The 16,077-nt window shown below is 42.5% G+C and carries 13 protein-coding genes; 4 read left to right on the top strand and 9 right to left on the bottom strand.

All coding sequences use genetic code 11. From position 1 onward, the window contains the following. Positions 1-416: 416 nt before the first annotated feature. From ccoS to ettA, 7 genes are all read right to left on the bottom strand, one after another. Positions 417-572: a cbb3-type cytochrome oxidase assembly protein CcoS gene (gene ccoS, locus DC487_RS15195; protein ID WP_116776817.1), complete on the bottom strand. Its 156-nt coding sequence runs from the start codon at positions 570-572 to the stop codon at positions 417-419. A gap of 12 nt (positions 573-584) precedes the next feature. After that, complete coding sequence (locus tag DC487_RS15190) at positions 585-2,972, bottom strand: heavy metal translocating P-type ATPase (RefSeq protein ID WP_116776816.1); 2,388 nt, start codon at positions 2,970-2,972, stop codon at positions 585-587. Between the two features lie 25 nt (positions 2,973-2,997). Further along, a complete protein-coding gene (gene hemN / locus DC487_RS15185) occupies positions 2,998-4,365 on the bottom strand; it encodes an oxygen-independent coproporphyrinogen III oxidase (RefSeq protein WP_116776815.1) in 1,368 nt (455 codons plus the stop codon). Then, positions 4,355-4,807 carry a Rossmann-fold NAD(P)-binding domain-containing protein gene (locus DC487_RS15180; protein ID WP_133228649.1) on the bottom strand — a complete coding sequence of 151 codons (453 nt, stop codon included), beginning with the start codon at positions 4,805-4,807 and terminating at the stop codon, positions 4,355-4,357. Before DC487_RS15180 ends, hemN begins: the two co-directional genes overlap by 11 nt. A gap of 130 nt (positions 4,808-4,937) precedes the next feature. Further along, on the bottom strand, positions 4,938-5,990 hold the full coding sequence (locus tag DC487_RS15175; RefSeq protein WP_116776813.1) for a response regulator: 1,053 nt from the start codon (positions 5,988-5,990) through the stop codon (positions 4,938-4,940). A gap of 1 nt (position 5,991) precedes the next feature. Continuing rightward, positions 5,992-7,185 carry a PAS domain-containing sensor histidine kinase gene (locus DC487_RS15170; protein WP_116776812.1) on the bottom strand — a complete coding sequence of 398 codons (1,194 nt, stop codon included), beginning with the start codon at positions 7,183-7,185 and terminating at the stop codon, positions 5,992-5,994. An 8-nt stretch (positions 7,186-7,193) separates the two neighbouring features. Beyond that, on the bottom strand, positions 7,194-8,876 hold the full coding sequence (ettA, locus tag DC487_RS15165) for an energy-dependent translational throttle protein EttA (RefSeq protein WP_116776830.1): 1,683 nt from the start codon (positions 8,874-8,876) through the stop codon (positions 7,194-7,196). A gap of 176 nt (positions 8,877-9,052) precedes the next feature. Here ettA and DC487_RS15160 point away from each other — a divergent pair, with 176 nt between their 5' ends. The 4 genes from DC487_RS15160 (at position 9,053) to DC487_RS15145 (ending at position 14,505) form a co-directional block, all read left to right on the top strand. Beyond that, positions 9,053-11,605 carry an ATP-dependent Clp protease ATP-binding subunit gene (locus tag DC487_RS15160; RefSeq protein ID WP_116776811.1) on the top strand — a complete coding sequence of 851 codons (2,553 nt, stop codon included), beginning with the start codon at positions 9,053-9,055 and terminating at the stop codon, positions 11,603-11,605. A gap of 161 nt (positions 11,606-11,766) precedes the next feature. Then, positions 11,767-12,168, top strand: coding sequence for a hypothetical protein (locus tag DC487_RS15155; protein ID WP_116776810.1), 402 nt, complete (start codon positions 11,767-11,769; stop codon positions 12,166-12,168). Between the two features lie 338 nt (positions 12,169-12,506). Beyond that, positions 12,507-13,772: an aminotransferase class I/II-fold pyridoxal phosphate-dependent enzyme gene (locus DC487_RS15150; RefSeq protein ID WP_116776809.1), complete on the top strand. Its 1,266-nt coding sequence runs from the start codon at positions 12,507-12,509 to the stop codon at positions 13,770-13,772. Between the two features lie 64 nt (positions 13,773-13,836). Next, entirely contained in the window at positions 13,837-14,505 is a 669-nt protein-coding gene (locus DC487_RS15145) for a TetR/AcrR family transcriptional regulator (RefSeq protein ID WP_116776808.1), read from the top strand. Between the two features lie 127 nt (positions 14,506-14,632). Here the strand turns inward: DC487_RS15145 and DC487_RS15140 are convergent, their stop codons facing one another. Together DC487_RS15140 and DC487_RS15135 are read right to left on the bottom strand one after the other, a co-directional pair. After that, a complete protein-coding gene (locus DC487_RS15140; protein ID WP_116776807.1) occupies positions 14,633-15,154 on the bottom strand; it encodes a glutathione peroxidase in 522 nt (173 codons plus the stop codon). A gap of 29 nt (positions 15,155-15,183) precedes the next feature. Next, complete coding sequence (locus tag DC487_RS15135; RefSeq protein WP_116776806.1) at positions 15,184-16,074, bottom strand: N-acetylglucosamine kinase; 891 nt, start codon at positions 16,072-16,074, stop codon at positions 15,184-15,186. Positions 16,075-16,077: the final 3 nt, after the last annotated feature.

Here is a 16,077-nt window from a genome sequence, read left to right as displayed (position 1 = left end):
GCCGCTCTCAAAATCTAAAAGCTAAACTACTCACCACGCATCATGATCATTTCTTTAAAGAACTTTCTCGCCGCCGCATCGCGCTTTGGCACTTTATGTTTTACTCTGTCGAGCTTAACGTTTCTTTTTTTGTTTCCCTTCCTCTGTGGTTGGGATTGCAAAGGTAGGAATCTTTTCTGATCTTCCAAATTTATTTTGAAAATATTTTTGGTGATCTCCTCTTCCCGAATCCGCTCGTTTTGTCAGCTAACGCCTCCGTAAACTCGCTTTTTCTATCCTTTCAATATCGTTCCTCCCTTGCGGAGTGGTGCAAAGGTAGAATAAACTTTCGCACCTCCAAAACCTTTTTTACTCTTTTATGTTTTAGCAAAGCTAACTACCTTAAAAAGAGAGAGATTTTTTTTGAAGAAAAGCGGTTAATGATTCTCTTCTAATTCATCATCGAAGAGTATACGATACGCTGGCGTATCGGTATCTTGGTGCTGACCTGTTTTATTTGCCCAGAAAAAAGCACCTAAAAATAGTATTGCGACCAGCGCACTACAGCCAATCAACAAGAATATAATACCCATAGTATCTAAAAATTAAAGCAGTTTACGTCGTTTTCCGAACCAACGCGTTGTTAAGCTCGTAAAAGAAATAATCGTTGCTGTACTCAGTGGCATCAAAATCGCCGCGAACAAAGGTGACATCGCTCCTTGCACCGCAAGACTTAAACCAACTACATTATATAAGATAGAGATTCCGAAGCTCAAGCGAATCACAAGCACCGCATCTTTCGCAAATCGAAAGAAGCTGGGTAGTTTATCAAAGTGCACCCCATCGAGTATTGCGTCACAGCCCGGTGAGAAGTTATTGATATCATCACTGACGGCGATACCCATATCGGCCTTTCGCAAAGCGCCTGCATCGTTCAGTCCATCGCCTATCATCGCCACCACGCGACCATCTTGCTGCCAATCGGCAATTCTCCGCAGCTTGTCCGCGGGATGCTGATTGAATATTAAGGTAGCCCGATCCGGAAAAAGCACCCTCATTTCTGCACCATGTCGATCATTATCCCCTGAAACCAAGTGTAAACTATACTCCTTCGATAAATTGTGCAAGACAGTACCAAGATTAGGGCGCCAAGATTGTTCGACCTGAAATACACCTTTCATCTTCCCGTCAATCTGTACATGTACGACTGTGCCTTCGAAATTTGCTTTAGTACCCACATGACGTGCACTGCCCACTTTCAATAGCAACCCATTACAGGTTGCTGTGATTCCTTGGCCGGCCATCTCCTCATAAGCGCTTACGTCTGCATAACTTTTCCGACCAAGGTATTGCACGATCTGTCGACTAAGCGGATGAGAAGAATGCCGACATACAGAGGCGAGGGCTATGGATTCCTGATCATTTAGCGTCCCCTTCCACCGCATCAGAGAAGAAGAGGGTGACGAAATGGTTCCTGTTTTATCAAACACCAAGCAATCAATCGCGGCCATTTGTTCGATTGCACTCGCATTCTTCACATAAAATCGATTTTTATCTAAGATGCTCAGTGCTGCCGACAAGGTAAATGGCGAACTTAATGCCAAGGCACAAGGACAGGCAATGATCAGCACAGCCGTAAGGGCCGCCCACGCGTAGTGCATATTCCCGACGGACCACCAATAACCCCAAGCCGACAAGGCGATCAATACCAAACCGATCGTAAAATATTTACTAATAAAGCCCACGAAAGTTCGGTATTCTTTGGGTTTGGCTTCTTCCTGATCATTGTTCCACAACTTTGTCAAGTAACTTTGAGATACGGGCTTCATCACTTCCAGTTCCATCGCCTCTCCCATCTGCCGGCCACCGGCATAAATCATTTCCCCTAAACCTTTGTGAACAACCTTGGACTCACCCGTAACAAAACTAAAGTCGACTGCGCCCTCTCCTTTCAACAGGATAGCATCGGCGGGAATAATTTCTTGATGTCGAATCCAGATTCGATCGCCCACCTGTAATTCCCCTAAAGGAACAGACCGTTCAGCACCATTATTTAACACAGTCACCGCAACCGGAAAGTAAGAACGATAATCGCGCTCGAAAGAAAGATGATGATAGGTGTGTTGCTGTACCCAGCGACCAATGAGAATAAAGAATACTAAACTACACAAAGTATCGGAAAAGCCGGGTCCAGTATGCGTTAATACTTCGAATGCCGTGCGGAGAAAAAGCACCAGAATTCCTAATGCCAATGGCACCTCCAAATTCAAGCGACCGCGTTTCAGGCTGTGCCAAGCGGAGCTGAAATAGCCGGATGCACTATATATAAATACGGGCAGCGCTAATAGTAAATTGAGATAACCAAAATAATGGGAGAACTCCTTTTCAAAGGCAGACATACCAAAATAATCTGGAAAGCTGAGCATCATGGAGTTGCCGAAGCAAAAACCGGCTACCGCTATTCTGGCAATCAGCCCACGTTGATCTACCTTTTTATTTTGCCGCACCACATCTTGCAAGGTGATCTTTGGCTCATATCCTATAGAAATTAATAACATCACCAGTTCGCGCAGGCTTATGCTATGCTGATCAAATACGATGCTCACCTGCTTTTTCATGAAATCGACTTGTCCGCGTGATATTCCTTTATTGATGCGATAGAGGTGTTCCAAAAGCCAGATACAAGAACTGCAGTGAATGGCCGGAATATAAAAGGTAATGATAGACCGTTCCTCATCCATATAATCCAACAACTGCGCAATGATCTTGGGCTCGTCAAGATAGCTTAGATCGGCGTTACGATTATTACGCTGCGATTTGCCCGGATGTGTATTATATTTATAATAGCTATCCATGCCATTGTCATACATAATTTGATAGACGGTCTGGCAACCTAAACAACAGAACTGTCGCCCGCCGAGCAGGTATGGCGCTGGTCCAAGACTATCTCCACAGTGATAGCATGCTTGGTCAACAAGTAATTGGGTAGACATGGCAAAGGTGAATTATACTAATAATCTATACGGCTTGACTAAATCGCACGGATACCGGATCGGTTTCTTGATGCAAATATTCATCAAAAGCGGTGCACACATTTCGAATCAGCGCTTTCCCCAGAGGAGTTGCACGCACCACATTATCTTTTACCCGTACTAATCCATCGGTTCGTAAAGATCGCAGTCGTTGAATGATCACGGCATTCTTGCTTGGATCATTTTCATTCAGCACTACCCTATCCCGACACATCATCTCTAAGATGTACCGTCGAGATTGTTCGTCATCCTTCGATAATAGATGTCCGCGTAGCACAGGTAATTCTCCCATATTCAACATACGATAGTACTCTTCTACGGTTTTTACATTTTGTGCATACGCCGTCCATGCATCACTGATGGACGACACCCCCAAACCGATCAAGATTGGTGTATAGCTATCTGTATAACCCATAAAATTGCGATGCAACTCGCCATTCTCTGATGCCAGCAACAAGCTATCGCTAGGTAAAGCAAAATGATCCATGCCGACTTCTTTATATCCTGCTTCTGCGATCATGCCTTTACCGAGTTTGTACAGATCCATCTTTTCTTTGCCAACCGGCAGATCCTTTTCGCTAAAATGCCGCTGACCGGGCTTGATCCAAGGCACATGTGCGTAGCTATAAAAGGAGATGCGTTCTGGTTTCATGGATAGTGCAACCGTGATCGTATCAAAGACGGAATGCAACGTTTGCAATGGCAACCCATATATTAAATCAAAATTAATGGAGGTATACCCGATGGCGCGTGCTTGATCCATCACTACTTTTACATCTTCCACGCTTTGCTTACGATTAATCACGCGCTGTACTTCTGGATCAAAATCCTGAATACCTAAACTAAGTCGTCTAAATCCAACATCATGTAACACCTGAAGGTGCTCAGCCGATGTATTGGCCGGATGTGCCTCAAACGAGAAAGCAGGATTTTCATCCATCGTATTGCCTTCTAAGACCGCAGCAATGAGCTGACGTAAATTTTCTGGCGCAAAAAACGTGGGTGTACCACCACCGAGGTGTATTTCTTTGATATGTAACGGCTGATCACCTAAAAGGGCGCGATACATTTGCCATTCTTTTATGACGGCATTAATATAAGGCGCTTCTACCTGATGTTTTTTGGTGATGCGGGTATTGCAACCACAGTATGTGCATAAGCTTTCACAAAAGGGCAGATGTATATAGACGCTAATACCTTGCGCTGGATCTTGGTCAAAATTTTTCTGCAACTGAGTGATCCAGCCTGATGTACTAAAATTCGCTTCATTCCAACAAGGAACGGTCGGATAAGAGGTATAACGCGGAGTTGCGACATTATATTTATGGATGAGCTCGTTTAGATTATCGGACATGTGGCAGCCCTCCTTCCTGTGCTGTATCGGCACTTTTTTTCGCGCAATCCATGCGGCATTGACAGGCTTTTCCGGCGCAGCCGCCCACCATCCAGTTGGTCAGATTTTGTACTACTTGCGTAGCGATACCATAGGGCGTTTGATCGTCAAATGGGGTATTTGCTACATGCATTCGGAGTATACCGGCAGCCGAAAGATCGATATGCGCGGTGGATGTTGTGCGCGTAATGACACTTCTCACACCAAGATGGTACAGGTTCACCAACGCTTGCTGATCCAATACATCACGCTCCGATATCACAATCACTTCTTTGCCTTCCACAAAGTGCATGGTATCCATAGTCAATGGATTGGATATAAACGTAAAATCGTGGACTTTTGAATTGGCTTTGATAAGCAGTTCCTTTTCCTGCTCTAATATACTGTATGCTATAACTCTCATATCTTTCTTCGGTGTTTTCGGTTGATAAACAACTACGAACAAAGATACCCGGCATGAGTACGCGGGCTCATGCAATGCATCAGCAAAAAATATGATCTTCGTCACCTAATTGGCAGCGGATTGGGAAAGTTTAGTGTTTGATACGTTGAAGCTTTTCCACCGAGTTGACGACGATCGAATTGCCTTCTTTATGAATCAATTTCTCGTCTTTGAAATCGGCTAGCATTCTACTAATCGTTTCATTGGCCGTACCGGCCAATGCCGCGAGATCCTCGCGAGAGATTCGAATGGTACATTGGTCTTGCTGCGGAGCCGATTTTTCGGCCACTTCGATAAGCGCATTCGCTACGCGCTTACGTACCGTATCGTAGGCAAATCCGAGCATTTGCTTTTCTTTCGCTTGCACATTTCCAGAGAGCATTCGGATCACTTGCGCTGCCAATGCAGGTTTTCTGTACATTAGCTCGAAGAAATCTTCCTTGGGTAGTAGTGCTACTTCTGCATCTTCCAAAGCGACGGCATTATCACTATAGCTCGTATTGAGTAAGGGAGATTCATAGCCAAAAAGTTGTTGTTCGGTAATAATCGCAGTCGACAATTCTCGGCCATCCACATAACTCAAAAAGGTACGCACTTTACCTTTTATTACATAGTATATAAAGTAAGGTATATCACCCGCTTCGTACAAAAGTTGTTTTTTCTTGACACGCTTAATGCGTGCTTCCCTGACCATATGATCCAACAGAACTTCCTGAGCAATATCTTCCTGCGGCTCATTCGTTGCGTGCGCAGCCAATTGATTTCTCTTTTTCAAGCGCACTTCGATGGCGTTGAGCAATTCAATATCATCGAAAGGTTTCGTCAAATAATCATCAGCCCCCATTTCCATCGCCTTACGAATATCGGATCGTTCGGTCTTTGCCGTCAGGAAGATAAAAGGAATGTTTTTCGTAGTAGGATATTTCCCCAACATATAAAGCACACCATATCCATCCAACTCAGGCATCATGATATCACAAAGAATAATGTCAGGCACGTGCTCCAAGGCCAAATCCACTCCCTCGCGACCATGAGCGGCCATAAACACGTGATAGTTGTCGGTGAGCTCCAAGATTTCGGCTGTACCTTCCCGGATTTCCAAATGATCTTCGATGATCAGTACCTTTTGCTTATGTGCTGCCATATTATGCTTTACTTGCCGAGAAAGTCATGCTAAAGGATGCGCCACGGTGCAACTCAGACCAGTAGGTTAAAGTGCCACCCATGAGTTCTACATAACGTTTTACGATATTTAGACCCAAGCCCGTACCGGGAATACTTCCCGTATTATGTGCTCGGAAAAACGGTTCAAATAAACTCTGCTGTTCTTCCTGCGGAATACCTATTCCATTATCTTTCACGGTGATGGTACACGAATGCCCATTTATTTCAGTAGAAAACTCAATGTACGTATCTTCTCCAGAATACTTGATTGCATTGGATATCAGATTGATAATGCTACTTTTTATCAGATGCGAATCCAGCTCAAACGAACCTTCAGAACCGGTGTGTTGGTACACAATCAACTGATTTTTTTTGCAGATCAACTGCATCTCCTCGGTGATTTCCTCGGCCAACTGTACCAGATTGACCAATTGCTTCTCTACACGAACGACACCTGCTTCCAACTTCTCTAAGGAAAGAAAGTCGTTCAGAATCGTGTTCAGTAATTGTACCGAACCCTTGATCCGTGCGGTATGTTTCGCGACGGCATCATGATCTGGCTTTTGCATGTATTTTTCGATCAGCGAGGCTGAAAGTTGCACCGAACTGAGTGGCGTCCGAAATTCATGGGATGCCATAGACACAAAGCGAGATTTGAGCTGATTCAGTTCCTTCTCTTTCTCTAAAGAGATACTCACTTCCTGTTTTGCTTCTTCCAATTGCGAGACCAGATTGATCAAGTCCTTGGTACGGTCGCTCACTTTCTCTTCGAGCTCTACCGCATATTGCCGAAGTTGATCTTCGGCCGCCTTTTCTTTGGATAAGTCGTGGATAAATCCGGTAAATATTTTGCGGTTCTGATAAAACACCTCACTGACCGCTAAGCGAAACGGAAACGTGGTACCATCTTGCTTGCGGCCGAGCACTTCGCGTCCTAGGCCAATAATTTTGGCATGCCCAGTACGTTCATAGTTCTGTATGTACGAATCGTGGTTACCGCGATCAGGCTCTGGCATAAGCATACGGATGTTTTGTCCCACGACTTCTTCCGCGCGATAGCCAAACAAAGCCAATGCGGAAGGATTGATGGACTCAACCACGCCACGATTATCGATGGTAATAATACCATCGATAGCGTTGACGATAATGGCTTCTAATAATTTTGCGTTATCCAAAGCAAAGATTACTTCACTAGTTTTTTGTATTTAATACGTTGTGGCGCTACATCACCCAAGCGCTTTTTGCGGTTTTCTTCGTATTCGGTGTAGTTACCTTCGAAGAAATACACCTGAGAATCGCCCTCAAATGCCAAAATATGCGTACAGATCCGGTCTAAAAACCAACGGTCGTGCGAGATAACCACAGCACAGCCGCCAAAGTTCTCCAAACCTTCTTCCAGTGCACGCAAGGTATTCACATCAATATCATTCGTCGGCTCATCCAGCAATAGTACATTAGATCCCTTTTTCAAGGTAATGGCCAAATGGACACGGTTTCGCTCTCCACCAGATAACACGCCCACTTTTTTCTGTTGATCAGCGCCATTGAAATTGAACTTGGAAACGTAGGCGCGAGAATTCACCGATTTCGTACCGAGATTGATGTTTTCATTGCCATCGGTGATGTTTTCCCAAACCGATTTTTCGGCATCCAGATCATGGTGCATCTGATCTACATAACCCAAGGCAACCGTCTCACCAACTTTAAATGTACCTGTATCTGGTTGTTCTTGACCGGTAATTAAGCGGAATAACGTGGTTTTACCAGCACCATTGGGACCAATAATACCGACAATTCCCGCAGGAGGAAGTGAAAAACTAAGGTTTTCAAATAAAATACGATCACCATAAGATTTCGAAATCTGATCGGCTTCGATCACGACATTTCCTAAACGTGGCCCTGGCGGAATGAATAATTCCAGTTTCGCTTCGCGATCCTGCGTCTCTTCCGAAGCCAGCTTTTCATAGTTATGCAGACGTGCTTTCGATTTAGCATGTCGAGCTTTAGGCGCCATACGTACCCATTCGAGCTCGCGCTCCAAGGTTTTCTGGCGTTTGGTTTCTTGTTTTTCTTCTTGTGCTAAGCGTTTGGCTTTCTGATCCAACCACGATGAATAGTTTCCTTTCCATGGAATTCCTTCTCCACGATCTAACTCCAAAATCCAACCCGCTACGTTATCTAAGAAATAACGATCGTGCGTTACGGCGATCACTGTTCCCTGATATTGTTTCAAATGTTGTTCTAACCAATCGATAGATTCAGCATCCAAGTGGTTGGTTGGCTCATCGAGGAGCAAAACATCGGGCTCTTGCAACAATAAACGACAAAGTGCCACACGACGACGCTCACCTCCTGACAAATTGGCAATTACCGCTTCTGGATCAGGACAGCGTAGTGCATCCATGGCACGTTCCAATTTGCTATCCAATTCCCAAGCATTGGTGGCATCGATTTTATCCTGCAAAGCACCTTGGCGTTCTAGCAATTTATCCATTTCATCGGCATTCTCATACACTTCAGGAAGGCCAAATTTTTGGTTGATTTCTTCGTATTCCGCCAACACGGCTACCGTTTCCGCTACACCCTCTTCAACTATCTGGCGAACCGTTTTTTCTAAATCCAACTGTGGTTCTTGCTCCAAATAACCGACCGAATATCCCGGTGAAAAGACAACTTCACCCTGTATGGATTTGTCCAATCCGGCGATGATCTTTAATAGCGAAGACTTACCTGAACCATTCAATCCGATTACTCCGATTTTGGCACCATAAAAGAAGGATAAATAGATATTTTTGAGTACTTGCTTAGATGGTGGGAAGACCTTTGAGACCCCTGCCATCGAGAAGATTATTTTTTCGTCTGACATAGCAAAATTGTAACTTATTTCAGACAAATATAGCGATTTGAAGTCAATTACTGCCATTTTGATCATCGTTGGTGGGTGGCGCGATTGTTGATAAATTTATTGAAACATTAACGTAAAGGTTATTTGTAATTTTACTTACATTTACGATAGCACAAATAATTTAGAAAGGTTTATAGATGGAAGCTAAATTTTCACCACGAGTAAAGGATGTGATCTCGTACAGTCGGGAGGAAGCCTTGCGTCTTCGTCATGATTATATCGGCACGGAGCATCTTTTATTGGGATTGATACGTGAGGGGGATGGTGTAGCAATTCATGTTTTGAAAAACATTGGATTGGACATGGCCGCCGTGCGTGAGTCCATAGAAGATGCCGTAAAAGGTTCTTCGATGTCTCGCACACCTATTAGCAGTGTACCGCTAACTAAGCAAGCAGAAAAAGTTCTTAAAGTCACGTATTTAGAAGCTAAAATCTTCAAAAGCGATATTATTGGAACAGAACACTTATTGCTAGCGATATTGCGCGACGAAGATAATATCGCCTCACAAATATTGAACAAACATCAGGTCACGTACGAGCAGTTCAAAAATGAATTGGCTCAAAACAAACCTGACATTACCAGCGAAGCAGCGGGCACGCCTCCGGGCGATGATGATTTTGCAGAGGATGATGCACAATTTGCACAACCCAAAAAGGTTTCGGACATTAAGTCCAAAACTCCGGTGTTGGACAACTTTGGGCGCGACCTCACCAAGGCTGCAGAAGAAGGAAGATTGGATCCGATTGTAGGCCGCGAGAAAGAGATCGAACGCGTATCTCAAATCCTGTCGCGCCGCAAAAAGAACAACCCTATTCTGATTGGTGAGCCAGGTGTTGGTAAATCTGCGATCGCAGAAGGATTGGCACTGCGCATCGTGCAACGCAAGGTTTCGCGTGTATTGTTCAACAAACGCGTCGTCACGCTAGATCTTGCATCTTTGGTAGCAGGCACCAAATACCGTGGCCAATTCGAAGAGCGTATGAAAGCGGTGATGAATGAATTGGAAAAATCACCGGATGTGATCTTGTTTATTGATGAGATTCACACAATTGTAGGTGCAGGCGGAGCTTCAGGATCTTTGGATGCATCCAATATGTTCAAACCCGCTTTGGCGCGTGGAGAGATCCAATGTATTGGTGCCACCACACTGGACGAATACCGTCAGTACATTGAGAAAGATGGTGCATTAGATCGTCGTTTCCAAAAAGTAACGGTAGAACCTGCTAGTCATGACGAAACGATTGAGATCTTAAATCGTATTAAAGACAAATACGAAGAACATCACAATGTCGTGTATACGGAAGAAGCAATCAACGCCTGTGTTACATTGACCACCCGGTATATTACGGATCGTTTTTTACCGGATAAAGCTATTGATGCCTTGGACGAAGCCGGATCACGCGTACACTTGACCAATATCCACGTACCACAAACGATTATTGATATCGAAGAGAAGATCGAAGAGGTCAAAGTCGAGAAAAATAAAGTGGTGCGTAGTCAGAAATACGAAGAAGCAGCAAAACTGCGTGACACGGAGAAGAAACTGATCGAAGAGTTGGAGCGTGAAAAAGCGGCTTGGGAAGAAGAAACGAAAACAACGCGCCATACCGTTACAGAAGATAATGTAGCGGAGGTCGTTGCAATGATGACGGGTATCCCTGTTCAACGTGTAAGCCAAACCGACAGTCAGAAATTGCTCAACATGGGCGAATCGATGAAAGGTCGTATCATTGGCCAAGATGAAGCGGTGCAGAAATTGGTAAAAGCAATTCAGCGTACACGTGCCGGATTGAAAGATCCTAAAAAACCAATTGGTTCATTTGTATTCTTAGGTCCTACTGGTGTTGGTAAAACGGAATTAGCTAAGGAGCTAGCTCGTTTTATGTTTGACACGGAAGATGCGCTGATCCAAGTAGACATGAGTGAATACATGGAGAAATTCGCTGTATCTAGATTGGTTGGTGCGCCTCCAGGATATGTAGGTTACGAAGAAGGTGGTCAGTTGACGGAGAAAGTACGTCGTAAACCATACGCCGTGGTACTCTTGGATGAGATTGAGAAAGCACATCCCGATGTCTTCAATTTACTCTTACAAGTATTAGACGAAGGTCAATTGACAGATAGTTTGGGTCGGAAGGTTGATTTCCGCAATACGATTATCATCATGACATCCAATATTGGTGCACGCCAACTGAAAGAATTTGGTCAAGGAGTTGGCTTTACTACTTCGGCGAAAGAAAATCAGGCGGACTCACACTCTCGCGGTGTGATCGAAACTGCGCTGAAGAGAGCCTTTGCACCCGAGTTCTTGAACCGTATTGATGATGTGATCGTGTTTAATTCATTGGTCAAAGAGCATATCTTTAAGATCATTGATATCGAACTAAGAGCCTTATTTGGAAGAATTTCGGATCTAGGTCATACGATTGAACTTTCGGATGATGCGAAAAATTACATCGCAGAGAAAGGGTATGACACCAACTTTGGTGCGCGACCGTTAAAACGTGCTATCCAGAAACATTTAGAAGATCCTATCGCTGAAGAGATTCTAAAAGACAATCTGAAAAGTGGCGACACCATTTTGGTGGAGTTCGACAAAGAGAAATCGGAAATCGTGGTGACAGCTAAGGCTAATACTACGCCAGAGGACGATGATGTAAAATCGGACAAGCCGGATAAGAAAAAGTAGTCATTTTTATAAAGTAGAAGGAGCGCTATTGGTAGCGCTCCTTTTTTATGGCAATATTTTTGTTATAAGTGCTTAAACCCTCAAGGCGCTTTGAGAGTCATAAGTACATACGCCTATACAGAGATAACATTAGCAATACATTTAAAAACAAATAACTCATTATGAAAAGAATTCTATTAGCCTTAGTGATAGCATCAGCTACAATGCTATCCTTCAACTCCTGTACAAAAGAGTATATCGAAGATCCACGCACGGATACATTTTCATATACGATAAATCCACAGGATTGGACAAATAATAATACGCCAGCGGCAAGTGTTTCAATTGATGTACCAGAGCTATCAGATAATTACGTAGATTTTGGTTTAGTAAGTATGTCTATGAGTAACAATAATAGAGAAACCTTCAATAAATTGCCTGCTACAATTCAAGGAATCTCATATAACTATGAGTATACAACAGGTAGAATTACCATTTATGCCGAAGATCCTATCAATGACAATTTTAATGTACAAATAGATCGCACGTTGATATTAAAGGTATCTCTAACACAGGGAAGATAGTTTACCATATCAGCAAAACTTAAAGATCATAATGATCTTTTAAACCTTACCCATCTAATCATGGAGTAAGGTTTTTTAGCTTAAAGCTCAAAGTTGTTTCATTGTTTAATAATTAGAATAGCCTTCAGATTATCTAGCGATACTCTGAAGGCTTTTTTGTGTACAACAAGAATTACATTTACCGTTAAACATTAAACCGTTAATAAATAATTAAATTTTCCTACAAATGAACAAATATATGTAGCAAAAAAATGCTAAAAAATTCATATTAACTACATTAAATCGAAATAAATTTTGACTACTTTGCGGCAAATACGATCATTCCAAGACCAATTTTTATGAGTATAATTAATTTTGAAACTGCCACATTCAAGGAATTTGAAAACATTCCTGATTACGATCTAGCCGCTACCACCAAGATTTTCAAAGAATTTACGGACTATATGGAGACCAATGAGCAAATGAACTTTAGGTTCATTACGCAAGGATCTGGTCCCGAGGTCATCGTTAGCTCGCCATTCTTAAAAAAACCTACTACTTGTGTCAGTTTGGTATCTAATGATTATTTAAACTTCACCCAACATCCGAAAGTCAAGCAAGCTGCAATTGACGGCATTATGAAATATGGTACTGGTGCAGGTGCTTCCCCACTAATCGGAGGGCATCATGAATATCACGTGATGTTGGAAAACAAACTATCCGCCTTTTTTGGCAAGCCAAAGGGAAGTAGTATAGTCTTTACAACGGGATATACCGCTAATAGTTCCACCCTACTCGCGCTATTAAAACCGGAAGATTGTGCCATCGTAGATATGGAAGTACATGCCAGTGTTTACGAAGGGCTACTAAACACGAACACCAAACGGTTCCCTCATAACAGTATGGTACATTTGGAGCGCGCCCTCGCAGAGACCAAAAATACGTTTCGTACACGGTTAGTCATCATAGACGGCGTTTATTCGCAAAATGGAGACCTAGCAAAATTAGATGAGATCAAAGCCTTAGTAAAATCCTATGGCGCTTATTTAATGGTGGATGATGCTCATGGAATCGGAGTGCTAGGTGAGACTGGGCGTGGTGCGATGGAGGTTTATGACGCTTTAGAAGATGTAGACATTATTGCAGGCACCTTGAGCAAAGCCTTCGGACATATAGGAGGATTTATCATTGCTTCACTAGATATTATCAATTACCTACGCTATCAATCAAGACAACAAGTTTTCTCTTCTACGTCTACACCAGCAACCTACGGCCTGCTAAAAGCCATTGATCTAATAGATGAAGAACCACATTGGCGCGAAAAACTCGCAGAAAATGTGACTTATTTTAGGAATGGACTACTGACTTTAGGTGTAGATATCGGTACAAGTGCCTCTCCAATCATCCCGATCAAAATTGGCGACCCTCACCGAACAGCTACCGTCGCTCGACTGCTGTTACAAGCAGGAATATATGCGAACTGCATTGTTTATCCTGGTGTCGCGAAAAAAGACGCTCGAATTAGAACTAGCTTGATGGCAACGCACACTAAGGCACATTTAGATCATACGTTAAATGCACTTGAAGACATAGGGAAGAAAATTAGTTTGCAAAAATTACGCTAAATGAGTTTATTTCTTTTCGATTATGGATATAAATGACTAGTTTTGAATAGGTAGACAAGTAATAATGGCTAAACAACAAAGAAAAACTTACCGCGGCGTTAAAAACGATAAAGAGCGGACAATGGGCAAACTCGTCCAAGCTGTCGGAGTAGTTCTCGAAGAAAAGGGCTACACAGGACTTACAATTGCAAATATTTCTAGAAAAGCAGGTGTAGATCGCAAATTGGTAACCTTGTATTTTGGTTCTGTAGAGAATCTTGTGGAGACTTATATCAAAGATAAAGATTACTGGGTGGCCGCTACTGTGGGCGCTATGGAATACTTTGGTCAGTCTCCCAAAGAAGGCTCTAAAGGCTTTTTGGAGTCGCTATTGACAAACCAAATGAAAGAGTTTGCCAAAAATCAGGAGATGCAAAAAGTAGTATTGTGGCAGATCAGTGAAAACAGCGACATCATGTCTAAAGTTACTCAAGAGCGTGAAAAAATGAGCGCCCTATTTTTTGCTTTTGCGGATAGAGAGATTGGACCAGATAAATTAGACTTGCGCGCTATTACAAGCATATTAGTTGCAGGCATTTACTATTTGGTATTGCATTCTAAAAACACCGATAGCTTATTCTGCGAAATTGACCTTACGACTGAGGAAGGCATGAAACGAATTGAAGATGCTGTTAAGCTAATCCTGAAATGGACTTATGACAGTGTAGAAATTCCGCCAGTATCTGCCAATTAGGTAGAGATTGATAGCACGAATCAACTACTATATAAAGTAAATTAGTAGCTATCCCATTAAAAAGGGTCAATATCCACTTGGATATTGACCCTTTTTAAATACAGCTAAACTGATCTGCTTTGTTTATTTATTTACTAGCAAGTACTGCTTTCGTAAATTCCGAGTCCGACGGCGTCACGGCAGATCGGAAGCGATGCACCAATTTTCCGTCAGCATCGATAACAAACTTTTCAAAATTCCATTTAATATCTCCCGTAAAATCTGGATTAGGAGCGGAGGTCAAATACTTGAATAGTGGAGTGGCCTTATCCCCTTTTACATCTACCTTTTCAGACAGAATAAAGGTAACTCCGTAGTTCTCTTCGCAGAAGGCTTGTATAGCATCGTTTTCATCCAGCTCTTGTCCCCCAAAGTTATCTGATGGAAAACCAATGATCACCAATTGGTCACCATGCTGCTCATGCAATGCCTGTAAATCTTTGTATTGTTTGGTAAAGCCACACTTGGAAGCCGTATTCACCAACACCATTGTTTTACCCTTGAAAGTGGAGAGCTTAATCTCTTTTCCATCAATTGTCTTAATGCTATAATCGTAAACACCATTATTCAACGGCATAAGCATTGTAAAAACCAATAACATCTGTAACATATCTTTAATATCTAAATGTAAAAAATGATCTATTCAAATTCCGCACCATAATTACCAATAGCTAAAGAATTATCCATCTCTCTACGTATGACAAAATCGTAAAGCGGCTTGATCGGGTTTTTCAATATTCGTCCTACTCTAACGCCATGTAAGTCGCAAACATCTCGCAATTGCAGATCGAAGTGGAAAGCCACTCGACCGACAAAATTACACTCGTGCTCCGAATAATTAGGATAGGTCATAATATGGGTACGGACAAATTCATCAAAACCGTTTCGCAATAAAGAATCTATATAAGAGTTTAACCTATTCTGATCCATAAATGGCACAAAAGAGGCTAAATATGCATTCGGCCGATCCTTTTGGTAAACATTTTTAACGACTACTTCTTTAGTTAAGCGATATTGTTCTTCAAATAACTTAGCGACATCCCTCGGCATATTGCCATAGAGAAAATCCATAATTAATTGCTTTCCAAACCAAGCACCAGACCCTTCGTCGCCCAATACATAACCATTTCCGTGCAAACTCGGAGATAGATATTCACCATCGTAAAAGCTCATGTCAGACCCAGTACCTATATTGCAAACAATCCCTTCTTGCGTACCTAATGTCGCATAAGCTGTACCCATTAATTCTGTTTCTACGGAAATAAATGCATCGGGAAATATAGCGGTTAAAGCATTAGAAACAATCTCTCTTCGATCTGGCGTAGAACAACCTGCTCCAAAAAAATAAACTTCGTGTACTTCCGAGATATATGGAATGATTTCTGGCACCTCACCTAATACCCGAGCAATCTCCTTCTCACTTACAAAATAGGGATTCAATCCTTTCGTCCGAAAAGACAAAGGATCACTATCTGGTAAATGTAACATCCATTCCGAACTCGACGACCCACTATCTGCTACTAAAATCATAAT

This window comes from Sphingobacterium corticibacter (assembly GCF_003076635.1).
GTDB lineage: Bacteria > Bacteroidota > Bacteroidia > Sphingobacteriales > Sphingobacteriaceae > Sphingobacterium > Sphingobacterium corticibacter.
Note: the sequence above shows the minus strand (reverse complement) of the source record. Positions and strands in the feature narration are given on the sequence as shown.

Excerpts from the sequence above, each read along its gene's own strand:
- ccoS (WP_116776817.1), bottom strand. The coding sequence starts at position 572 with ATGGGTATTATATTCTTGTTGATTGGCTGTAGTGCGCTGGTCGCAATA.
- DC487_RS15190 (WP_116776816.1), bottom strand. The coding sequence starts at position 2,972 with ATGTCTACCCAATTACTTGTTGACCAAGCATGCTATCACTGTGGAGAT.
- hemN (WP_116776815.1), bottom strand. The coding sequence starts at position 4,365 with ATGTCCGATAATCTAAACGAGCTCATCCATAAATATAATGTCGCAACT.
- DC487_RS15180 (WP_133228649.1), bottom strand. The coding sequence starts at position 4,807 with ATGAGAGTTATAGCATACAGTATATTAGAGCAGGAAAAGGAACTGCTT.
- DC487_RS15175 (WP_116776813.1), bottom strand. The coding sequence starts at position 5,990 with ATGGCAGCACATAAGCAAAAGGTACTGATCATCGAAGATCATTTGGAA.
- ettA (WP_116776830.1), bottom strand. The coding sequence starts at position 8,876 with ATGTCAGACGAAAAAATAATCTTCTCGATGGCAGGGGTCTCAAAGGTC.
- DC487_RS15160 (WP_116776811.1), top strand. The coding sequence starts at position 9,053 with ATGGAAGCTAAATTTTCACCACGAGTAAAGGATGTGATCTCGTACAGT.
- DC487_RS15155 (WP_116776810.1), top strand. The coding sequence starts at position 11,767 with ATGAAAAGAATTCTATTAGCCTTAGTGATAGCATCAGCTACAATGCTA.
- DC487_RS15150 (WP_116776809.1), top strand. The coding sequence starts at position 12,507 with ATGAGTATAATTAATTTTGAAACTGCCACATTCAAGGAATTTGAAAAC.
- DC487_RS15145 (WP_116776808.1), top strand. The coding sequence starts at position 13,837 with ATGGCTAAACAACAAAGAAAAACTTACCGCGGCGTTAAAAACGATAAA.
- DC487_RS15140 (WP_116776807.1), bottom strand. The coding sequence starts at position 15,154 with ATGTTACAGATGTTATTGGTTTTTACAATGCTTATGCCGTTGAATAAT.
- DC487_RS15135 (WP_116776806.1), bottom strand. The coding sequence starts at position 16,074 with ATGATTTTAGTAGCAGATAGTGGGTCGTCGAGTTCGGAATGGATGTTA.